The 22,200-nt window shown below is 60.0% G+C and carries 18 protein-coding genes; 10 read left to right on the top strand and 8 right to left on the bottom strand.

What is annotated here, in order from left to right:
* Window positions 1–51: 51 nt before the first annotated feature.
* Window positions 52–2,661 (bottom strand): bifunctional aconitate hydratase 2/2-methylisocitrate dehydratase, encoded by a 2,610-nt coding sequence (acnB, locus tag VLA07_RS18100; RefSeq protein WP_027613175.1) that lies wholly within the window; start codon window positions 2,659–2,661, stop codon window positions 52–54.
* A 467-nt stretch (window positions 2,662–3,128) separates the two neighbouring features.
* Here acnB and VLA07_RS18095 point away from each other — a divergent pair, with 467 nt between their 5' ends.
* Window positions 3,129–3,599, top strand: a complete 471-nt coding sequence (locus tag VLA07_RS18095; RefSeq protein ID WP_007965774.1) for a DUF1289 domain-containing protein — start codon at window positions 3,129–3,131, stop codon at window positions 3,597–3,599.
* 101 nt (window positions 3,600–3,700) lie between these two features.
* On the opposite strand, the gene VLA07_RS18090 is transcribed toward VLA07_RS18095, so the two are convergent.
* A complete protein-coding gene (locus tag VLA07_RS18090) occupies window positions 3,701–4,564 on the bottom strand; it encodes a universal stress protein (RefSeq protein WP_333990165.1) in 864 nt (287 codons plus the stop codon).
* 159 nt (window positions 4,565–4,723) lie between these two features.
* Between VLA07_RS18090 and VLA07_RS18085 the strand changes: the two genes are divergently transcribed.
* The 3 genes from VLA07_RS18085 (at window position 4,724) to VLA07_RS18075 (ending at window position 7,474) form a co-directional block, all read left to right on the top strand.
* Window positions 4,724–5,332, top strand: coding sequence for a tRNA-(ms[2]io[6]A)-hydroxylase (locus VLA07_RS18085; RefSeq protein ID WP_027613173.1), 609 nt, complete (start codon window positions 4,724–4,726; stop codon window positions 5,330–5,332).
* 147 nt (window positions 5,333–5,479) lie between these two features.
* Complete coding sequence (locus VLA07_RS18080) at window positions 5,480–6,187, top strand: response regulator (protein ID WP_333990162.1); 708 nt, start codon at window positions 5,480–5,482, stop codon at window positions 6,185–6,187.
* Window positions 6,188–7,474 carry an ATP-binding protein gene (locus VLA07_RS18075; protein WP_333990160.1) on the top strand — a complete coding sequence of 429 codons (1,287 nt, stop codon included), beginning with the start codon at window positions 6,188–6,190 and terminating at the stop codon, window positions 7,472–7,474. It begins immediately after the preceding gene.
* A 118-nt stretch (window positions 7,475–7,592) separates the two neighbouring features.
* Here VLA07_RS18075 and VLA07_RS18070 read toward each other — a convergent pair whose 3' ends face one another.
* Window positions 7,593–8,081: a GFA family protein gene (locus VLA07_RS18070; protein ID WP_333990159.1), complete on the bottom strand. Its 489-nt coding sequence runs from the start codon at window positions 8,079–8,081 to the stop codon at window positions 7,593–7,595.
* 209 nt (window positions 8,082–8,290) lie between these two features.
* Between VLA07_RS18070 and VLA07_RS18065 the strand changes: the two genes are divergently transcribed.
* The 3 genes from VLA07_RS18065 to VLA07_RS18055 all read left to right on the top strand — a co-directional run bounded on the left by VLA07_RS18065 (window position 8,291) and on the right by VLA07_RS18055 (window position 11,496).
* Window positions 8,291–9,175 (top strand): LysR substrate-binding domain-containing protein, encoded by an 885-nt coding sequence (locus VLA07_RS18065; RefSeq protein WP_333990156.1) that lies wholly within the window; start codon window positions 8,291–8,293, stop codon window positions 9,173–9,175.
* 99 nt (window positions 9,176–9,274) lie between these two features.
* Window positions 9,275–10,396 carry an agmatine deiminase gene (gene aguA / locus VLA07_RS18060; RefSeq protein WP_333990154.1) on the top strand — a complete coding sequence of 374 codons (1,122 nt, stop codon included), beginning with the start codon at window positions 9,275–9,277 and terminating at the stop codon, window positions 10,394–10,396.
* Between the two features lie 2 nt (window positions 10,397–10,398).
* Window positions 10,399–11,496, top strand: coding sequence for an extracellular solute-binding protein (locus VLA07_RS18055; protein ID WP_333990228.1), 1,098 nt, complete (start codon window positions 10,399–10,401; stop codon window positions 11,494–11,496).
* A gap of 105 nt (window positions 11,497–11,601) precedes the next feature.
* Here VLA07_RS18055 and VLA07_RS18050 read toward each other — a convergent pair whose 3' ends face one another.
* The 3 genes from VLA07_RS18050 to VLA07_RS18040 are packed head-to-tail and all read right to left on the bottom strand — an operon-like array spanning window position 11,602 to window position 14,132.
* A complete protein-coding gene (locus tag VLA07_RS18050; RefSeq protein WP_333990153.1) occupies window positions 11,602–12,219 on the bottom strand; it encodes a DNA-3-methyladenine glycosylase family protein in 618 nt (205 codons plus the stop codon).
* Between the two features lies 1 nt (window position 12,220).
* Window positions 12,221–13,018 (bottom strand): isocitrate lyase/PEP mutase family protein, encoded by a 798-nt coding sequence (locus VLA07_RS18045; RefSeq protein ID WP_333990150.1) that lies wholly within the window; start codon window positions 13,016–13,018, stop codon window positions 12,221–12,223.
* Window positions 13,019–13,049: 31 nt separating this feature from the next.
* Window positions 13,050–14,132, bottom strand: a complete 1,083-nt coding sequence (locus tag VLA07_RS18040) for a bifunctional transcriptional activator/DNA repair enzyme AdaA (RefSeq protein ID WP_333990148.1) — start codon at window positions 14,130–14,132, stop codon at window positions 13,050–13,052.
* A 107-nt stretch (window positions 14,133–14,239) separates the two neighbouring features.
* Between VLA07_RS18040 and VLA07_RS18035 the strand changes: the two genes are divergently transcribed.
* Entirely contained in the window at window positions 14,240–14,653 is a 414-nt protein-coding gene (locus tag VLA07_RS18035) for a VOC family protein (RefSeq protein ID WP_333990145.1), read from the top strand.
* On the opposite strand, the gene VLA07_RS18030 is transcribed toward VLA07_RS18035, so the two are convergent.
* Window positions 14,650–15,270, bottom strand: a complete 621-nt coding sequence (locus tag VLA07_RS18030; protein ID WP_333990142.1) for a LysE family translocator — start codon at window positions 15,268–15,270, stop codon at window positions 14,650–14,652. The genes VLA07_RS18035 and VLA07_RS18030 overlap by 4 nt on opposite strands.
* A 275-nt stretch (window positions 15,271–15,545) precedes the next feature.
* Here VLA07_RS18030 and VLA07_RS18025 point away from each other — a divergent pair, with 275 nt between their 5' ends.
* A complete protein-coding gene (locus VLA07_RS18025; RefSeq protein ID WP_333990140.1) occupies window positions 15,546–16,160 on the top strand; it encodes a biliverdin-producing heme oxygenase in 615 nt (204 codons plus the stop codon).
* Entirely contained in the window at window positions 16,157–18,403 is a 2,247-nt protein-coding gene (locus VLA07_RS18020) for an ATP-binding protein (protein ID WP_333990137.1), read from the top strand. The genes VLA07_RS18025 and VLA07_RS18020 overlap by 4 nt, the downstream gene beginning before the upstream one ends.
* 65 nt (window positions 18,404–18,468) lie before the next feature.
* Here VLA07_RS18020 and VLA07_RS18015 read toward each other — a convergent pair whose 3' ends face one another.
* The gene (locus VLA07_RS18015; RefSeq protein WP_333990135.1) at window positions 18,469–22,167 is read right to left on the bottom strand and encodes a hypothetical protein; all 3,699 of its coding nucleotides are present in this window, start codon (window positions 22,165–22,167) and stop codon (window positions 18,469–18,471) included.
* Between the last annotated feature and the right edge of the window lie 33 nt (window positions 22,168–22,200).

Genomic DNA, 22,200 nt, shown 5'->3' with positions numbered 1-22,200 from the left:
AAAAACGCCGCGCATCTCACGATGGGCGGCGTTTTCTATTGCTTTGTAACGTTAGGCTTGAACGACTGGAATCTTGGCGTTCGCAGCAGCTTCACGGAACTCGGCGATCTGGTCGAAGGACAGGTAGCGGTAGACATCGGCCGCCATGCTGTCGATCTTGCCAGCGTATTCCATGTACTCCTCGACGGTCGGCAGGCGACCCAGGATCGAAGCCACGGACGCCAGCTCGGCCGAAGCCAGGTAGACGTTCGCGCCGTCGCCCAGACGGTTCGGGAAGTTACGGGTCGACGTCGAGACCACGGTGCTGTTCGGCTCAACGCGTGCCTGGTTACCCATGCACAGCGAGCAGCCTGGCATTTCCATGCGTGCGCCGGCCTTGCCGTAGATGCCGTAGTAGCCTTCTTCGGTCAGTTGGTGAGCGTCCATCTTGGTCGGCGGCGACAGCCACAGACGGGTAGGCAGCTGACCCTTGACCTGATCCAGCAGTTTACCGGCAGCGCGGAAGTGACCGATGTTGGTCATGCACGAACCGATGAACACTTCGTCGATCTTCTCGCCAGCCACGCTGGACAGCAGACGGGCGTCGTCCGGATCGTTCGGCGCGCACAGTACCGGCTCGTTGATGTCGGCCAGATCGATTTCGATGACTTCGGCGTATTCGGCGTCGGCATCGGCTTCCATCAGCTCAGGGTTGGCGATCCAGGCTTCCATCGCTTGCGCGCGACGTTCCAGGGTACGCGCATCGCCGTAGCCTTCGCCGATCATCCAGCGCAGCAGGGTGATGTTGGACTGCAGGTACTCGGTGATCGACTCTTTCGACAGCTTGATGGTGCAACCGGCAGCCGAACGTTCGGCCGAGGCGTCGGACAGTTCGAACGCCTGTTCCAGGGTCAGACCTTCCAGGCCTTCGATCTCCAGGATGCGGCCGGAGAAGGCGTTTTTCTTGCCTTTCTTCTCGACGGTCAGCAGACCGTTCTGGATGGCGAAGTAAGGAATGGCATGAACCAGGTCACGCAGGGTGATGCCAGGTTTCATTTTGCCTTTGAAGCGCACCAGGATCGATTCCGGCATGTCCAGCGGCATGACGCCGGTGGCAGCGGCGAACGCGACCAGACCGGAACCGGCCGGGAACGAGATGCCCATCGGGAAGCGGGTGTGCGAGTCACCACCGGTACCTACGGTGTCCGGCAGCAGCATGCGGTTCAGCCACGAGTGGATGATGCCATCGCCCGGACGCAGGGAAACGCCGCCGCGGGTCATGATGAAGTCAGGCAGGGTGTGGTGGGTGGTCACGTCGATCGGCTTCGGATACGCCGCGGTGTGGCAGAAGGACTGCATCACCAGGTCAGCGGAGAAGCCCAGGCACGCCAGGTCTTTCAGTTCGTCACGGGTCATCGGACCGGTGGTGTCCTGAGAGCCGACGGTGGTCATTTTCGGTTCGCAGTAGGTGCCAGGACGAACGCCTTTGCCTTCCGCCAGACCGCACGCCTTGCCGACCATTTTCTGCGCCAGGGTGAAGCCCTTGGTGCTTTCAGCCGGTGCTTCAGGCTTCTTGAACAGATCGAATGCCGGCAGACCCAGTTCGGCGCGAGCCTTCTCGGTCAGGCCACGGCCGATGATCAGCGGAATACGACCGCCGGCACGGACTTCGTCCAGCAGCACAGGGGTCTTCATTTCGAAGGTGGTGATGACTTCGTCGGTACCGTGCTTGCAGACTTTGCCAGCGTGCGGGTAAAGGTCGATCACGTCGCCCATGTTCATGTTCGACACGTCGAACTCGATTGGCAGTGCGCCGGCATCTTCCATGGTGTTGTAGAAGATCGGAGCGATTTTGCTGCCGAAGCAGAAACCGCCAGCGCGCTTGTTCGGCACGTAAGGGATGTCGTCGCCGAAGAACCACAGCACCGAGTTGGTCGCCGATTTACGCGAGGAACCGGTACCAACCACGTCACCGACGTAGGCGATCGGGAAGCCTTGACCGCGCATTTCTTCGATCTGCTTCATCGGGCCGGTCTTGCCTTGCTCGTCCGGAACGATGCCGTCACGGGCCATTTTCAACATGGCCAGGGCGTGCAGCGGGATGTCAGGACGCGACCAGGCGTCTGGTGCAGGCGACAGGTCGTCGGTGTTGGTTTCGCCGGTGACCTTGAATACGCGCAGGCTGATCTTGTCGGCCAGGACAGGACGCTTCTTGAACCACTCGCCGTCAGCCCAGGATTGCAGCACGGCCTTGGCGTGAACGTTGCCGTTCTTGGCTTTTTCAGCCACGTCGTGGAAGGCATCGAACATCAGCAGAGTGTGCTTGAGTTCTTCGGCAGCCACTGGCGCCAGCTCGGCGTTGTCCAGCAGTTCAACCAGAGTCACGATGTTGTAGCCGCCCTGCATGGTGCCGAGCAGTTCTACAGCGCGCTTCTTGTCCAGCAGAGGGGAGGTGACTTCGCCTTTGGCCAGGGCCGACAGGAAACCGGCTTTGACGTAAGCGGCTTCGTCCACTCCTGGTGGTACGCGATTGGTGATCAGGTCAACGAGGAAGGCTTCTTCGCCAGCCGGAGGATTCTTCAGCAGCTCGACCAGGCCTGCAGTTTGTTCGGCGTTAAGCGGCTGGGGAACGATACCCAGGGCTGCACGCTCTTCGATATGTTTGCGGTAGGCTTCAAGCACAGTTATTACCCTCATCAGTGGTCCCAAATGGGTGTCCGGGACGCTCATCCCGAAATTGCCGTACTCATGCACCGCACGACGTTGTGGGTCGTTTGGCCAGAATTACCGGCAATTCCTTACAGAAGCTGCTTTCAAAGTTTTACGCCTGCAGAACGGGGAGCTGATGAGGGTTGGCGTTGGGCTTTTCCCCGCTGGAAAAACCCTTCGCCAACACCGCTCTGAAGGAACGACTGTGCTCGTGACGCTTTGAAAACAGCTTCTAACGGACATTGGCGCCTTAAAAGGCTGGCTGATTCTACGGCAAAAAAAATTTAAAGGTAAGTCGCGCTCTATTGGACTTTGGTGGCGTTGTGCGCGGGCGAGGCAAACCGCGAGCCAGCGCTTGCCCCTGACGTTTGAGGGGTGATCAATGCCCGACAAAGGGCTAACATGCCGGCCTGTTCCGCGTTTCAGTGTTTTGCCAATTTATGCCCAATCAGACCATCAAGACCCCCTGCGTCGGCCTCTGCTCCACTGTTTACGGAGATCTGGTGTGCCGTGGCTGCAAGCGTTTCCACCACGAAGTGATCCACTGGAATGGTTACGGCGAGGAGGAAAAGCGTGCGGTGTGGTTGCGTCTGGAGCAATTGCTGTCACAAGTGATGGCGAGCAAGGTCGAGATCTTCGATCCGGCGCGCCTGCGCCAACAGCTGGAGCAGCGCAAGATCCGCTTCGTGCCGCATCAGTCGGAATATTGCTGGGCCTATCAGCTGATTGCACGCGGGGCGCGGGTGATCATTAATCTGGAAGCCTACGGGATGGTGTTGCTGCCGGAGTTCCGCGACTGGAACCTGCCAGAGTTGCGCGATGCCATTGATCGGGAATTCTTCCTGCTGTCGGAAGCGCATTATCAGCGCTACATCGCCCCCGGCTTCCTGAAAGACGCCTTCGGCGCCTGAAGATCAAAAGCTTCGCGAGCAAGCCCGCTCCCACAGGAGATTGCATTCCAAATGTGGGAGCGGGCTTGCTCGCGAAGACTGACTTTCAAACGCCGCAGTCCTTAATGCTTCACCGCCAACTCCACCAGATGATCCTCAACCTCCTGCGGCTTGAGCACCAGCACGTCGCTTTCCAGCGCATCCAGCACCACTTCGGCGGTATTGCCGATCAACGCGCCCGACAACCCGGTGCGCGCCACGGTGCCGATCACGGTCACCGCCGCCTGCAGCTTGTGCGCCATGAACGGAATCAGCACATCCGCCGGGCCTTCCTCGATATGCAGGTGCTCGTCATCCACATCGAACTCGGCCTGAAATGCCTTGCACTGCTCGCGGTACCTCGCTTCGATGGTTTCCTTGAGTTGAAAGGTCGGATCCGCTGCCGAGAGCATGGGTGACGGATGCGCCGTGATCACATGCAGATGCGCCTTGGCGAGGCTGGCAATGTCGTAGCCGTGATCAATGATCGTGGTGTGCAAATGCCGGTGTTCGCCATCGGCATTGCCCACGTCCACGGCCGCAAGAATCACCCGGTCTTTCCAGGAAGTGGATGTTTTTACCAATAGCACCGGGGTCGGGCAGTGGCGCAGCAGTTTCCAGTCCGCCGGCGTCAGCAGAGCCTTTTTCAGCGCACTGTCGGGATAGTGCTGCTTGATCACCAGCCCGCAGCCTTCGGCCTGCTGCACATCGATGATGGTTTCATGCAGGCTCTCGTTCCATGCCTGTTCGGTGGTCGCGCTGTAGCCATCCGCCAGCAGCGCGGCTTTGAGCACGCCGAGCATGCCGGCGTGGTCGTGCTTGCGGTCGCACACCAGCAAGTGGAGATGGGCCTGGGTCACGCCGGCGATCAGCTTGGCGCGCTTGAGCGCCAGGCTTTCCGAATGTTCGGGTTCGATGACCACCAGAATGCTGCGAATGGCTTGCATGAGCGGAGTCTCCAGCAAAGAAAAGGCACGGCGTTGCACAACTATAGTTGCTGCTCATGCGCCTGCGACTTGATACATATCAACGCCTGCGACTGGTGGTCTGCGGGCAGGCCGGTATAATCGGCGGCCTTTGCTCGTACACTTTTTACCGTGAGCCCCATGATCCTTCCCGAAATCCACGAATTCCTTGGCTGCCGCACGCCCGACGCCTGGGTCCAGGCGGCACTGGCCGATCAGGAAACCCTGCTGATCGACCACAAGAACTGCGAGTTCAAGGCCGCCAGTACCGCGTTGAGCCTGATTGCCAAGTACCATTCCCACGTCGACCTGATCAACATGATGTCGCGTCTGGCCCGGGAAGAACTGGTGCACCACGAACAAGTCATGCGCCTCATGAAACGCCGCAAGATCGAGCTGCGCCAGCTGCACGCCGGGCGTTACGCCTCGGGCCTGCGCAAAGTGGTGCGCAGCCATGAGCCGGTGAAACTGGTGGATACCCTGGTGGTCGGCGCATTTATCGAAGCGCGCAGTTGCGAGCGTTTCGAAGCGCTGGTGCCGCATCTGGACGAAGAACTCGGCAAGTTCTATTTCGGCCTGCTGAAAAGCGAGGCGCGGCACTTCCAGGGTTATCTGAAACTGGCTTACCAGTACGGCGACGCGAAGGACATCGCTCAGGTGATCGACAAGGTGCGTGCGGCCGAGCAGGAGCTGATCGAGTCGCCGGATGAAGAATTCCGCTTTCACAGTGGTGTGCCGGCCGCGGCCTGAAACACAAACTGTTAAAAACTCTTAAGAGTATGAAATATCACCGAAAACCGGCCCCTGCGGCCGGTTTTTGCTGCCCGAAACAACGCCTCTCCGACGAATCCCGCCATACTGTCGACCATTTCACACATGGGTTGGCAGACGGTCGTTATGGATAACCTGGGTTTTGGCAAAGTCCTGCTGGTCGAAGACGATGAACGTCTGGCCACGCTGATTGCGCACTTTCTCGAGCAGCATGGCTACGAGGTGCGCGCGGTGCATCGCGGTGATCTGGCAGTGGCCGCGTTTCTCGAATTCCAGCCCAAAGTGGTGGTGCTTGATCTGATGCTGCCGGGGCAGAGCGGGCTGCACGTGTGCCGGGAAATTCGCAGCGTGTCGGACACGCCGATTGTGATCCTCACCGCCAAGGAAGACGACCTCGACCACATTCTCGGCCTGGAATCCGGCGCCGACGATTACGTGATCAAGCCGATCAAGCCGCCGGTATTACTCGCCCGGCTACGCGCCTTGCAGCGTCGGCAGATGCCGGAGGTCGGCGTGGTCAGTGCGCTGGAATTCGGCCGCTTGAGCATCGACCGCAGCTGCCGCGAAGTGCGGCTGGCTGGCGAGATCATCGAAATGACCACCATGGAATTCGAGCTGCTGTGGCTGCTGGCCAGCGCCGCCGGCAAAACCCTGTCCCGCGATGACATTCTCAACCGCATGCGCGGTATCGCCTTCGACGGGCTCAACCGCAGCGTCGACGTGTACATCAGCAAGTTGCGCAACAAACTCAAGGACAACCCACGCGAACCGGTGTGCATCAAGACCGTGTGGGGCAAGGGGTATCTGTTCAATCCGTTCGCGTGGGAGCTGTAGATGCTGCGGTTATTCCTCGGGCTGTTTCTGGTGATGACGGTGGGCCTGGTCCTGGCGTTGCAGACTGTCGAGCGTACGTTCGATGCCTTGCTCGACTATCAGATGCAGGACTACAACCGCGAGGCGGTGCGTGGTCAGGCCTGGACGCTGGGGGAGTTGCTGCGCAACCTCGACGGCCCGGCCCGTGAAAAACAACTGCAGGCCCTGCGCCCGCACTATGGCTTGGGATTGACCTTGGTCGAAGCCGATCAACTGGCGCTCAGCGACGAGGAAAAAGCCGAGCTTGCTCAAGGCTTGCTGGTGATCCGCGACAAATACACCCAATACATTTCAGCCATCGACGGCGGCTCGCAACTGCTCAGCATCCGCTTGCCCGCCGAACCCAGCCTGATGCCGTTCTACATTGCCGGTGCCTATTTGATGATCGCCGTGCTGATCGGCTGCGTGCTGTTTTTCTGGGTGCGTCCGCACTGGCGCGATCTGGAAAAACTCCGTCTGGCCGCCGAGCGCTTTGGCGACAACGACCTGTCGGTGCGCATTCAACTGTCCAAGCGCTCGAACATTCGCGATCTGGCTGAACACTTCAACCTGATGGCGGCGCGCATTGAGAGTTTGATCGCCAATCAGCGTGAGCTGACCAACGCGGTGTCCCACGAACTGCGTACGCCGATTGCGCGATTGTCGTTCGAACTCGACCAGCTCAAGCAACAGCCGGACGCCAGTCAGAACCGCGAACTGATCGCCGACATGTACGCCGACCTCGGCGAGCTGGAAGAAATGGTCTCCGAGCTGCTGACCTACGCCAGCCTCGAACGCGGCGCGACGGTGATCAAGTGCGAAAACATTCAAGCCGCCAACTGGCTCGACAGCGTGGTCGGCAGTGTGGCGCTGGAGGCGGAAGCGGCGGGGGTGCAGTTGCTGATTGGTGATTGCCTGCTCGACACCGTACGCATCGAGCCGCGCTTTATGGCGCGGGCGGTGATCAATCTGCTGCGCAACGCCATTCGTTATGCCGAGCGCCGTGTCGAAGTGACGCTGGTGCGCAGCGGCGATTACTACGAAGTGCGGGTCAACGACGACGGTCCGGGTGTGCCGGTGGAAGGTCGGGAGAAAATCTTCGAGCCGTTCTCGCGGCTGGATGCCAGTCGCGACCGGCGTACCGGCGGTTTCGGCCTGGGTCTGGCGCTGGTGCGGCGGGTGTCGCAGTCCCATGGCGGGCAGGTCGAGGTCGGGGAGTCAGTGTGGGGTGGGGCGTCGTTCCGGATGACCTGGGCGCATCTGGACTGATTTGTGTAGACAGGTTGGGCCCTATCGCGAGCAGGCTCACTCCTGCATTTGGAATGCATTCCCTTGTAGGAGTGAGCCTGCTCGCGATAGAGCCATCAATCACAACACAACCCCCTGCTTATTTGACCAACCCCAACCGCTCATGCCACTGCGCAATCGACTCCTCGGGATACACCGCAAACTGCTTGTCCTTGGGTTTCGCATCCACCTCGACCCAGGACGCCTTCGACCCCAGCATCAAATGTGTGTGCTGCGGCGGCACCGGCAGTGGCGTATCGATGGCCGAGGCGAATGGATGAATCAACTCCGGCCATTCCGGGCTGAACAGCCACAAGCCGCTGCCGCACTGTGAGCAGAAATGCCGCTCGGCGGTGCTGCGATGGGCACGTTTTTCACCTGCTTCCTTCATCTTCGCGTGGTAGATGCTGATGTGCTTGCGCCCCTGAACCTTGAGGCTGGCCGCATCGCCACCGAGGTTGATCGCGTAACCGCCACCGCCTTGAGTCTTGCGGCAGATCGAGCAGTAGCAGCGTTGATAGGGGTAGGGATGGGCGCTGGTCAGGCTGAAAGTGACGGCGCCGCAATGGCAGGAGCCTTCGAGGTGCATGTTGGGCCTCCGGTTGGCTGAAGTGGGTGCGGTTGAGCCTAGAAGATTTGTGGTGATCATGTTGACGCCTTCGCGAGCAAGCCCGCTCCCACAGGGGAACGCATTTCAAAATGTGGGAGCGGGCTTGCTCGCGAAGAACGATAACGCGGTGCCACTGGACGCCTGCTCAAGGCCCGGTCAGCATGTCCCCAAAAAAGGCACCCCAACCCATGCGAAGACTCCCCTCACTGGCGGCCCTGCGAACCTTCGAATGCGCCGCCCGCCACGCGCATTTCGGCCGGGCTGCCGCCGAGTTGTGCGTCACCGACAGCGCGGTCAGCCACCAGATCCGTCAACTCGAAGAGCAGCTCGGCGTCTCGCTGTTCATCCGCGAAGGCCGGCAGATTCGCCCGACCATCGCCGCCGGACGCCTGATGCAGAGCCTGCAACAGGCCTTCGAACTGATCGGCGAGGCCTGTGATGAACTGCGCGATCCTTCCTCGCTGGCGGTGTTGCGCCTGGCGGTCACCGCCGAGCTGGCGCAAAAGTGGCTGATGAACCGCCTCACCGATTTCTACGCGCGCTATCCGCACATCACCCTGCATCTCTACGAACAGCCGATCGACGCCAGCGCGCCGGGCGAAGACATTGACCTGGCGATCACCTACGGCACCGGCCCGGTGGACAGCAGCGCCTACTTCGTACGGCCGTTGCCGGCGCTGCAGTTCTTCCCGGTATGCAGCCCGGGGCTGTTCAATCAGGACACCCTGAAAACCCCGAAAGACCTGGCGCGCCACTGCCTGCTGCACGACGATCAGGACGGCAAGACCTGGACCGCCTGGCTGACCAGTCACGCCGGCGATCTGCGCCCGCAGCGCCAATTGTATTTCGCCCATGCCGGTCTGGCGCTGGAAGCGGCGGCACAGGGGCAGGGTGTGGCAATGGGCGACAACCTTACCGCGCAGGAGGACTTGCTCAGCGGGCGGCTGGTGCGTCCTTTCACGTCGAGCATGACCGCGCTCGGCCAATACGCGTTGGTCTGCGAGCGGCTGCGTCTGGAGCGTCCGGCGGTGGCGCAGATGCTCGAATGGTTCAACGATCAACTGGCCGATTGATGAGTTGAATTCAACTGTTCCGCAATATTCATCGTTGGCGGGCCAGCCGTCCGCGATCGTAGCCTGTGGTCATTCCCAACCCCAAGACGAGGTTTGACCATGGCACGTTTGCTCGACTCCACCCCCAAGCGCGACGGCTTCCGTCTGCCCGGCGAATTCGAAGCCAAGTCCGGCTGCTGGCTCGGCTGGCCGGAGCGCACCGACGTGTGGCGCAACGGCGCGAAACCGGCGCAGAGAGTCTGGGTGCAGATCGTCACCGCCATCTCCCACAGCGAACCGGTCACCGTCTGCGCCTCCGCCGCGCAATTCGCCACCGCCCGCCGGCAGTTGCCGCCGCAAGTGCGTGTGGTCGAGATGACCTGCAACGACACCTGGTTCCGCGACAGCGGCCCGTGCTTCGTGGTCAACGACCAGAGCGGCGAAGTGCGCGGCGTCGACTTCGAATTCAACGCCTACGGCGGCCTCGACGGCGGGCTGTACTACCCGTGGGACAAGGACGACCAGATCGCCAGCAAGATCCTCGAAATCGAACGCTTCGACCGTTACCGCGCACCGCTGATTGCCGAACTTGGCGGCATCCAGAGCGATGGTCAGGGCAGCATCCTCACCACCGAACAGTGCCTGCTCAATCGCAATCGCAACCAGCATCTGGGCAAGGACGAAGTAACCCGGCGCCTGACCGATTACCTCGGTGCCGAACAAGTGATCTGGTTGCCACGTGGCTGCAAGTTCGACGAAACCGATGGCCATGTCGATGACCTCGCGTGCTTCGTGCGCCCCGGCGAAGTGGTGCTGCAATGGACCGACAACCGCGACGACCCACAATGGGAAATCTATCAAGAGGCCTACGACATCCTGCGCAGCACCCGCGACAGCCGTGGTCGCGAGTTGATCGTGCATAAACTGCCGCAACCGGAAGTGCTGGAGTGGACCGCTGAGGAAGCCGAAGGCCTCGATCAGCAGGACAGTACCCACATCCGTCAGGCCGGCACCAGAATCTGTGCGTCGTATATCAACTACTACGCCGGCAACAGATCAATCGTGGTGCCGCTGTTCGGTGATCGCAACGATCAGCTGGCCATGGCGACTCTCGCCGAGCTGTTCCCGCAGCACAAGATCGTCGGCATCGAAAATTCCCGGGAAATCCTCCTCGGTGGCGGCAACGTCGCGTGCATCACCATGCCGCAATACGCCGGCACGTCTAATCGCAAGGGGGTGTGATGATGGGCCTGCACAAACTGACTCAAGCGTTATTGCTGGTGCTTGCACCCCTGTGTGTGCAGGCCGCCGACACCGCCAGACCGGTGGTCAATCTGTACATCTGGGGCGAGTACCTGGCCCCGGATACGCTGAAGAATTTCGAGGCGCAGACCGGCATTCAGGTGGTCGCCGATCACTTCGATTCGCTGGAAACCGTGGAGACCAAACTGCTCACCGGACGCAGCGGGTATGACCTGGTACTGACCGCCGGGCAACACCTGTCGCGAGCCATCGAGAGCGGTGCGATCCAGCCGCTGGACAAGGCTCGGGTGCCGCACTTTGCCGGGCTCGGTGACGAGTTCCGCCAGCACATGGCGGTGTTCGATCCCGGCAACCGTTATGCCGGTATTTATGCCTGGGGCACCACCGGCGTCGGCTATCAGGAGCAAGCGATCAAGCAGCGTTTACCAGAAGCGCCGACCGACAGCTGGGCGATGCTGTTCGACCCGGCGGTGGTCTCGAAATTTGCCGATTGCGGGGTGAGTCTGCTCAACGATCCGAACGAAGTGTTCGCGGCGGTCATGAAGTACCTGGGCCTGGACATCAACCGGCAGAACCTTGATGACTTGAAACTCGCCGAGCAGCAACTGGCGAAGATCCGCCCGTACATTCGCTACTTCGACAACGATCTGAACATTAGCGACCTGGCCAACGGCAACACCTGCGTGGCGATGTCGTGGAATGGCAACGTGGCGATTGCGGCGGGGCAGGCACAAGCGGCGAACAAGCCGTTCCAGCTCAGTTACCGCATCCCCAAAGAAGGCACGTTGATCTGGTTTGACGCCATGGTCATTCCCAAGGATGCGCCGCATCCGCAGGCGGGGCTGGCATTGATGGATTATCTGATGACGCCTGAGGTGATCGCGCCGATCACCGACACCATCCACTACGCCAATGCGATCACGGCGGCGGATGGTCTGGTGGATGCATCGATCCGTAATGATCCGGGGACGTATCCGTCGGAGGCGGTGCGGGCTTCGCTGTACAGCAAGAATGACAATGGCAAGGCGTTCAATCGGGCTTTGATTCGGGCGTTCAGCAAGTTGAAGTCAGGTCTTTGATTTGAGGTTGAGTCGACGGGCGCCTTCGCGAGCAAGCCCGCTCCCACATTTTGAAATGCGTTCCTCTGTGGGAGCGGGCTTGCTCGCGAAGAACGATAACGCGGTCTAGACCTTGGCAACGCGCCACAAATACCACGCCGCCACCGTCCGATACGGACTCCACGCCAGGCCAATCTCGATCATCTGCCTGCGCGTCGGCTGTACTTCCAGCGCCTTCAATCGGCGATAGCCCTCGCGCACGCCAAAATCATCCGCCGGCAGAATATCCATGCGCTCCAGGCTGTAAATCAGCAGCATCTCCACGGTCCAGCGGCCAACCCCGCGCAGGCTGACCAGGCGTTCGATCAGCGCTTCATCGTCCATCGCCAGCGCGGTGCGATAATCCGGCACCACACCGTCCAGCGTTGCCCGGGCGATGCCCTGAATGGTCGCAATCTTGCCCGCCGAAAAACCGCAGCCGCGCAGTTGATCGAAGTCACTCGCGAGAATCTGTTCCGGCCGGGGAAACGTCTGCCCCGGAAACAACGCCACCAGACGCCCGACAATTGCATCCCCAGCCTTGGCGTGCAGTTGCTGATAGGCAATCGCCCGCACCAGCGACTGATACGGATCACGCGTCGGGTGCGGTTGATGCAGGCAGGGGCCGACGGCGGCAACGTGGCGCTGCCAGTCCTCGTCGAGCGCGGCCAGAAATTCGCTGGCCGCCTGATAACGATCCGGCATGCTATTTCAGCAGTCCGTTGACTTCGCCGTAGGTCAGCGCCTTCAGGTCGTGGGTGTCGAGCTTGCCGCTGGCGAGGAAGCTTTTCACCAGCGAGCCCATCGCGCCATAGAGGAATTCGGCGATGCCAGACCCGGCGCTCAAGCGCCGAACGCCCAGGGCTTGCAGCTCTGTCGGCGACGGCAGGCAGGCGAAGCCGAGCACGTTCACCGGCAGTGACGTGCCCTTGCAGATTGCCTCGATTTCATAAGCGGCGGTCACGCCAGCGGCAAACAAGCCATCGGCCCCGGCGGCCTGGTACAACGCTGAACGGTGCAGGGTTTCGGCGACGCGATCCTCGGCCGGTACCAGGCCCTTGAGGTAGACGTCAGTGCGCGCGTTGATGAACAGCTTCACATCACGCTTCTGAGCGATCTGCCGTGCTACTTCGATCTTGCGCGCCAACAGCTCCGGGGCGCCGCTGCCGTCCTCGATATTGATCCCGACCGCACCGGCGGCAAGCACCGCGTCGATCACTTCGGCCACGCGCTCGAGGTCATCGGAATAACCCGCCTCGATGTCCACGCTCAGCGGCACCTGGATCACCCGCGCGATGGATTCCACGGTTGAAATCAGCCGTTCGAGGGGCAGGGTGTTGCCGTCTGGATAGCCATGCGCCCAAGCGACTGCCGCGCTGCTGGTGGCGACCGCTTGCCCGCCCGCATGCTCGACCAGCCGCGCACCGGTGGCGTCGGCGACGTTGGTCAGGATCAGCAGACCTTCCTGGTGTAACTGGTGGAACCGAGTGTCGAGCGCGTTCATCGAAATCCCTTCTTGTGAGTGGAGCGAAGTGTCAGAAAGCCAGAGGTTGCGTGAGCTGCACCGCAGCGTTTTCCAGCCTCAGCAGAAACGCCTTGCGCGGCTGTCCACCACCATAGCCGGTCAGCGAACCGTCCGCACCGATCACCCGATGGCACGGGACCACGATCGACAGCCGATTGTGCCCATTGGCCAAACCTACCGCGCGACTGGCGCCGGGTTTGCCCAGGCGTGAGGCGATGGCGCCGTAGGTGCTGGTCTGGCCATAAGGAATTTGCAGCAGTTGCTCCCAGACTTGCTGGTCGAACGCGCTGCCGGGCAGATGCAGCGGGACGCTGAATGCACTGCGCGTCCCGGCAAAATATTCGTTGAGTTGCTCTTCGATCTGCCGCAAAGGCGCGTTGTGTCCCGGGGCGACCACGTAGCCATGACGGGTTTGCAGCTCTTCGACTTCGCGGGTCAGCGCCGGGCGATCGAGAAACTCCAGCAACACCAGTCCGCGACGTTCGGCCATGGCGATCATCGGCCCCAGCGGCGTGGTCAGGCGGGTGAACAGCAGCGGTTCACTGTTGGCCGCGCGGCCCGGGGTGATGTGGAACGACTTCTGGAATGCATCGCGAAAACCGCTGAGCGATTCGTAGCCGGAGTCGAACGCCGCATGGTCAATCGAGGTGCCTTGTTTGATCCCGCCCAGCGCCATACCGAGCCGGCGCGTGCGCAGCCACGCATGAAAGGTCATGCCGAAATGCTGCTTGAACCAGCGCCGCAGCTTCAGCGGTTCGATGCCTTCGGCCAGCAGTTGCGCATCGCTCCAGCGCATTTCCGGGTCGGCATCGACGGCGGTGAGCAGGCGCTGCACCCAGTCGGGGGCGATGGCTGCGGCGTCCAGCGGCTTGCAGCGCAGGCAGGCGCGATAACCGGCGCTCAAGCACTCATCGGCATGGGCGAAGAATTCGACGTTCTCCGGTTTCGGCTTGCGCGCCGTGCAGCTGGGGCGGCAGAAGATCCCGGTGGTTTTCACGGCCGTGAAGAACACCCCTTCGTAGGCGGTGTCGCGTTCGAGCATGGCGCGAACCATCTCGGCGTGGGGCGGCAGCAGTGCGGTTTGTATGTTCATGGCCTGAGCTTAAATCCAGGATTTCGATGGCTCCACCGAAAAATCGACAGTGTATTTTTTCGATTCTGCACCACAATCAGCGGATCGCCGATTCGCTGGAGCCAACCATGCCACCGTTCATCATTCAACACCTCGATCACATCGTCCTGCGTGTCGCCGATCTGCAACGCAGTATCGATTTCTACCGCCGGGTCTTCGGCGCCGAGGTGGTCAGGCACAACGAACCATTGGGTCTGGTGCACCTGCGCGCCGGCACCTCGATGATCGACCTCGTCGACTTGCAAGGCGAACTTGGCAAAAAGGGTGGCGGGGCGGCCGATACCGAGCGGCGCAACGTCGATCACTTCTGCCTGCGCATCGAGCCGTTCGATGAACCGGCGCTGACCGAGCACTTGCAGGCGCACGGTCTGACTGTGGAAAAAGCCGCCAGACGCTTCGGCGCCGAGGGCTACGGCCTGTCGTTGTATTGCTTCGACCCGGACGGCAATCAGGTTGAGCTCAAAGGCCCGTCCGAGGCTTAAGCGCGTTTCGCCATCAACAACACCGAAGCCGCCGCCGACAACAGCCCTGCGCAGCAACGGTTGAAGATCCGTTTGCCGCGCGGCTCGGCGAACCAGCGGCGCATGTGCAGGCCCATCCACGCGTAGGCGCCGATGGCAATCCATTCCAGCAGCAGAAACAGCGCGCCGAGCACGGCGAATTGAGCCGGCACCGGGCGGCTCGGATCAACGAATTGCGGTAGAAACGCGGTGAACAACAGGATCGCTTTCGGGTTGCCCGCCGCCACCAGAAACTCCTGACGCGCCAGCCGCCAGAACCCCACCGACGCTCCGGCGACCTGCTGCTCGGCCTCAGGGTTGGCGCGCCAGAGTTGCCAGGCCAGGTACAGCAAGTACGCCGCGCCAATGATCTTGATCGCATGGAACAGCCATTCCGAGGTCTGCAGCACCACCGACAACCCCGCGCCGGCGAGTGCGATCATTGCGGCGAACGCGATAATCCGCCCGATGCCGGCGGCGCAGGCCCGACGATAGCCGTAGCGGGTGGCATTGCTCACCGACAGCAGGTTGTTCGGGCCGGGGGCCATGTTCAGGGCGAAACAGGCCGGGAGAAACAGCGAAAGCGTGGCGAGATCCATGGGCTTGGGCTCCGGAAACGATGACGCTTTTTTATCACAGGCAGTGGGCGCGCAGACCCGTACAGTCAAGCGATGCTGTCGCGGTACAGCTTCAGCACCCCCCTTTAAACGATTCGAACTTTTCTGATTCTTCAGAACTCTGAAAGGTCTGAAGGCGATGGTTTCGTCAGAAAAATCTGTGCGCCAAGTCAGAAAAAGGCGTTTGCCGTGTAATATCCGTCCAAAGCTGCAAACACCCTGCCGGCCCCGAAGCGGCCCCACCAAGAGCGATCTACATGCAAGCAAAGGCCCGTGAAGTTTATGTGCCACCGGTGCTGCAAGATCTGCGAGCCGGCACTGCCGAACTGCACATCGCACTGGAAAAACGTCTTCCTTTTTTCTCCGATACCCTCGATTCGAACGCTTTTGTACGGTTGATGCAGGCCTACTACGGCTTTTATCGACCGCTGGAAAGTGCACTGCTCGACAGTGGCGTGATCCCGGTTGATTTCGATCTTGCGCCACGTCTCAAGACGCAGATCCTGCTCAATGATCTGAGGGCTCTCGGCCTGATGCCCGAGACTATCGCCCATCTTCCATTGTGTCAGTCGTTGCCCATGATCGAATCCAGCGCTGCCTGTCTGGGGGTGATGTACGTGCTGGAAGGGGCAACCCTCGGCGGGCAGATCCTGCGTCGCGAAATCGCCTCGCGGTTGAGCCTGAACGCCGACAACGGTGCGGCATTCCTCGACGTTTACGGCGCTGCCACAGGCCGCCGCTGGCGCGATTTCATTGATTACCTGGGCAGTCGATCGCTGGATGCGGGCGAACGTGAAGCCGTGGTTGCGGCAGCCCAAACCACATTCAGCTGTTTCGAGCGCTGGCTCGAAAGCCGGGAGGTACTGGCATGAACCCGCAAGACCAAGAAGCCTTTGAAGAACTGCTGGCCAACTGTGCCGACGAACCGATCCGCTTTCCCGGGGCAATCCAGCCCCACGGCCTGTTGCTGACTCTGAGCGAGCCGGCGCTGGACATCATTCAGATCAGCGCCAACGTCGAGACCCTGCTGGCACGCCCGGCGCAAGAACTGATCGGCCAGCCACTGCACGAATTGCTGGGTGAGACGCACGCGGCGGCCGTGCGCGAGGCGTTGCAACAACCGGTATTTGCCGATGCCGGACCGCTGCACTTTCGCCTCAACGGCACCGCGTTCGAAGGTCTGCTGCACCGTCATCAAGGCGTGTTGATTCTGGAACTGGAAATCCACGTCGAGAACTTCCAGCCGCGCAACGTCGCCGGCAACCAGACCCATCTGGGGCGCATGCTCCAGCGACTGCAAGCGGCCACTTCGCTGCAGGCGCTGTACGACATCAGCGTCAAGGAAATCCAGGCCATGACCGGTTACGACCGGGTGCTGATCTACCGCTTCGAGGAGGAGGGCCACGGTCAGGTGATCGCCGAGGCGTCCGATCCGTCGATGGAAGTGTTCAACGGCCTGTTTTTCCCGGCCTCGGACATCCCCGAGCAGGCGCGCGAGCTGTACCGCACCAACTGGCTGCGGATCATCCCGAATGCCGATTACCAGCCGGTGCCGCTGGTGCCCAAGCTGCGCCCGGACACCCAGACCCCGCTGGATCTGAGTTTCGCCACCCTGCGCAGCGTCTCGCCGATTCATTGCCAGTACATGAAGAACATGGGCGTGCTGTCGTCGATGAGCATCTCGCTGCTCAAGGGCGACAAGCTCTGGGGCCTGATCAGCTGCGGTAACCGCCAGCCGCTGCATGTGCCGCACGAACTGCGCAGCGCCTGCCAGACCATCGGTCAGGTGCTGTCGCTGCAGATCAGCGCGATGGAAGCGCTGGAAATCAGCCGCCAGCGCGAGGAGAAAGTCGAGGCGTTGGCGCTGCTCAATCAAGCGATGATCGACTCGCCGGAAAACGTCTTCGACGGTCTGGCGCAGCAGCCGCAAGTGCTGATGGCGCTGGCCGGGGCCGGGGGCATTGCGATCATCGAAGACAAGCAGTTGCACCGTTATGGCAACTGCCCGGAGCCGGAAGACATTCGTGCCTTGCACAAGTGGTTGCAGGAAACCGGTGAGCCGGTGTTCGCCAGCCATCATCTGGCGAGCGTTTATCCGCCAGCCGCGCAGTTTCAGCAAGTGGCCAGCGGCGTGCTTGCCATGAGCCTGCCCAAGCCGGTGGACAACGGGGTGATGTGGTTCCGACCCGAGGTCAAGGAAAATATCAACTGGAGCGGCGACCCGCGCAAGCCGCTGGATCTGGAAAACTCCGACGCCGGCCTGCGTCTGCGTCCGCGTACTTCGTTCGAAATCTGGAAAGTCGAGATGGCCGGGATCTCCACCAAATGGAGTCATGGCGATCTGTTCGCGGCCAACGATTTGCGCCGTTCGGCACTGGAAAACGACCTCGCCCGTCAGGTGCGCCGTGAGCAGGAGGCGGTGCGCGCCCGTGATGAACTGGTGGCGGTGGTTTCCCACGACTTGCGCAATCCGATGACCGTGATTTCCATGCTCTGCGGCATGATGCAGAAGACCTTCAGTTCCGACGGCCCGCATACCTCGCGGCGCATCTCCATGGCTATCGACACCATGCAGCAGGCGGCCGGGCGGATGAACACGCTACTGGAAGATCTGCTCGACACCTCGAAGATCGACGCCGGGCGCTACACCATCGCCCCGCAGACCCTGGATGTCGGGCAGATGTTCGAGGAGACCCAGTCGCTGCTCGGGCCACTGGCGCTGGACAAGGACATCAGCATCTCCTTCCAGGCCGATCCCGACCTGAAAATCCACGCCGACCCGGAGCGCCTGTTTCAGGTGCTGTCGAACCTGATCGGCAACGCGATCAAGTTCACCCCGCGCAAAGGTTCGGTGGGCGTGTTGGCCAAGTCTGACGGCAAAGAGATCGTGTTTACCGTGCGCGATACCGGCGAAGGCATTCCCAAGGAAAACCTGGCGCGGGTGTTCGACCGTTACTGGACGGTGAAGGAGGGCAACCCGACCGGAACCGGACTGGGCTTGTACATCACGCAGGGGATTGTTGAAGCCCACGGCGGGCGCATCGAGGCCAGCAGTGAGCCGGGTGAGGGCACGGAGTTTCGGTTTACGGTGCCGGCGATGATCGGGAGCGAGTGATAGCCATACGGCAAGACAAGAACAGCCCGGCGGGTGAATGCCGGCCGGGCTGCTGCTACTCCTGATCAGAGATCTGACAGTGGTCCATCGACGCCATGAATTGCGTTGAACGCTTCTTTCGAAACCGGGTTGAAACGGTTGCGTCGTAGCTCGCTGATTGCGAACAAAGCACGGCCTGTGCGGCCATTGCCGTCACCGAACGCATGGAAACCCACAACCGCACCGAGCAGTTGCTTGCCGAAGTGTTCATGAGCGGGGTTCAGTAGTTTCAGGTGATCCTGCATCAACGCAAAGCCACTGATGTCGCTAACATACTTTGCCTGATTCAAGCCCACGCGAATGGTGTCGGCGGTGGCGGGCGCGATACTAAGATGTAACTGTGCAATGACCGCAGGATCGGTCAGCGACTTGTTGCTGGCCGCGTATTCGCGCAGTATCGCCACGATGCTATCGAAGTCGTTACCTTGCGAGTTCGATGCATAAACAATCCATGCACCGGCGCGCTCGGCATTATCGCTGAGGCCTCGAATGTTGTATCGCGATTCTTCCAATACCCCATTGTAGGGGGCTGCGCCCAGGTCCTGTTTCAGCAGATTCTGCTGATAAGTTTTGATGTAGTTGGCTTTGCGCACTTCGACCTCGGTGACCGTTGCCAGCAAGGTTGAATATCCATTGCCTAGCGTACGTGTAGAACTGTAGTCGAACGGATTTTTGGACATGAAGGTTTTTAGCAGCTCTTCCACAGCTGTTTTGCCAATCAGTTTCTCAAGCTCTTGAGTTGATTGCAGTTTACGTGTGGTCTCGAAAATTGAACTCTGGAAAAGGTGATCCAGCTCAAGAGCGCTGACATCCTTGGGAAGCGCAACGGTCTTGTCAGTCAGCCGGGCCAGGATCTGGCTTGTGCTCTCGATGGTGTCATCCTTGAACAACGCTCTGGCATGCGCCACCGTCGGCAACGTCATGCGAATCTCCGCTGCTGCTCCTGTCTTGCTCAGGGCCTTGACCAGGTCGTACGAGCCGCTGCTGGTACTGCTAAGCGCTCGAAGTTGTCCGGCGCCGGCCCGGGTGATGGCATAGCCGAAATGACTGAGTTTCATCACGCCTTTGCCGACCAGTCTGGCACCACCGTAAACCAGCTTCGGAACGCCATCGAGCGGATTGAACACCGACAGCGCAACGCTTGCGCCGACCTTGCTCAGGCTTAACAGTCTTGTACTGCTGCCCAGCGCCTTGCTGAACGGCCCGATGGCTCCGGCAAAGACAAAGAGGATCGCGGTAAGGTCCATGACGCAACTGAATATCGCGCCGCTGCGAAGATCCGGATCACTGGAGGACAGGCCTCTGATGCATTGGCGGAATGGAATGACGATGTCGAGAATGGTTTCGGTGACGTTGTCCCAGTCATCATGTTTCTGCTCCAGCGGGGGCTTGTCGTAACTGGTTGCATAAAACTGGTCGTAATGGGTCGGGGGATTATGTTCGGCAATGATTTCGCCGATCTTGTTGAAGCGTTCCGAGTTGAAACTGTGCAGTGGACTGCGCGTCAAGGGTAGAGCGTCGTCAGGCTCATCGAATTCGGCAAACCGTTCGAGGATGATTCCTGGTCTGTCTCGCGACTCCTCGCCCAAAGGGGGCTCGCCTTCGAAGTAGGCGCTTTTCTCGATTCGCGTGGAAAGATACGTCTGCGATTTGAAGTCGCTGTTGCCATTTGGCCATACGGTAAACCATCCGATTTCATCGAGTGTCTGGCCGCGAATGTAAACTTCAGCCAAGGCCGGATTATTTCGGCAAATGCCTTGCAGGGGGAATATTTCAAAACAGTAAAACTGCAATCCATACTTGCAAAACAGCATATTGCCAAAGCGCGCAGTTTCGCGTGGGTCAAAAGGTACATAGTTGCTGCCTATCTGGATTGGCATAGAAAAATCGCGAACGCTGAATATGGCCACCTTGCCAAATTCAAGTGCCATCCGTTCTTCCACTGGCAGTCGTGAAAGTGCCAGGCGCACTGTGGTATTGATGGCCGCCTGGTATTGCTTGAAGTGTTCCTTTACTTTTGCCTTGTAAATGTCATTGATTGGCTCGAGTGTCAGCAGATCCGGGTGCGCCTTGTAGATACTTGGGCCGGATTGCCTGTCATAGTCCTTTTTGAACAACAGGTTGCGGGTCATATAAACATCAAGTACGGAATGATAGTTGCGTTTGAATCCGTGTTCGACCGGCAACGCTATTTGTGTCGTCGGGTCGCAACCAATGTCGTTCAGCTCGGCTTTCGCCAGCTTGCGCCGGCTGACCGGCGGGGTGGCGATCGTTGTCAGCGCTGCGCTGATCGCTTCGATGTGAGCGTTGTACTGCGTTGCAGCCTGCTTGAATAGCGTCTCGGTTGGCAGGTCATGGGCATTTTCCGGCTCCAGGCCATTGAGCATCGACCAGTCCAGGATGCCTTGCAGGTTCGCCCAGTCATGCAGGGTCTGCTGTTGCGCACTGGTGGGCAAGATTGCACCCAATTCAAGCAGTTTGTCATAAGGCATCTGACTGGACAGGCCAGGCGCGATGCTCTCGGCCAGACGTACCGATTTGCGCAGAATGACCCAGCCTGGTGTGCCTATCTGCAGCGTCGCGGGTGTCCTGACCAGCAACTCCGGCGCAAGTCCGGCGAGGATCAGTTCCAGCGTCATGGGAACTGCATATTCCTTGATGCGTCGGCGTCCGAGTGCCTGTTCCAGTGCCAGATTGACCTCGTGGGAGGTAGCCTGTACGTAACCTGGGTTATAGATATTCTGCTCGATGAAGTTCTGGTTCTTGTCTTCGCGACCCAACGACAAATCGAGCATGACCGCTGCGACCAGCAGGCGACTACGCTGCTCTGTGCTCAGCACAGTCGCATTGACCATGGACGGCTCGTTCAACGCTTCGAAGCAGGACTGGGCGAAGGCTTTCGCTTCTTCGGTCTCGATCAGCAATGCCCAGGCGCGACGCGGGTATTCACGCAGGGCTGTCGGCGTCTCTTTCTTGAGCAGTGCACCCGCCAGATAATTGATCAGCGGTTCCGTGCGCGGCTCGCCCTTGTCCATCAACTTATGGATGACCTGATAGATAGTTGATTGCTGATCCTCATCGATGCACAACTCTGTTGCACCGGTTTCGTTGGATGTCCCCCGATAGTTGCCATGCGTGGGCGCCGGTGGCAACGTCAGTTCCAGCCAGGCGATCAGGTTTTCAAACTGTTCCACGGTCTTGGGCAGGTTCAGTTGCTGGAACTGTAGCCAGTTGAGCAACGGCAGACGGTCGCCTGAAGACACGATGTCACCCGTCATGACTGCACTTCTGGCCAGCAGTTGCAGGTCGGATTTAAACGAATCAATCGCGTTGACCTGCTGGGTGATATCGATGCGCTCGATAAACGTCCCGTCGGTTTTTTCGACTTCATGGACCTGAAAGATTTCGCCCTCTTTATTGACCAGTGTCCAGTTGTCATCATTGATTTTCAACGCGTCGACGATTGCAACGAATTGCGGCTGCCGTACCAGTTGGCGCAGGACGATATGTGCCGAGAAATGCGCTTGGTTGAATTGACTGCCCTCAAGAATCGATATGGACAGTTGCTCACCATCGATCAGGCTGGTTTGGTGATAATAGTTGCGACTGTCCTTGTCTTTCTCCAGCTTTTCGAGTGTTGCTCTCATTGTCTGCGCGATAGCGCGTCGTTCAAGTTGCTCACTTGATAAGGGGGCAGAGGTAAAAAGATTGGTTAAAGTTGTCATTGGATTTCAGTCCATCCATGGTTTATAGGTGGG

The organism is Pseudomonas sp. S3(2024) (assembly GCF_036861315.1).
GTDB classification, from domain to species: domain Bacteria; phylum Pseudomonadota; class Gammaproteobacteria; order Pseudomonadales; family Pseudomonadaceae; genus Aquipseudomonas; species Aquipseudomonas putida_A.
This window is presented reverse-complemented; position numbering and strand designations above follow the sequence as displayed.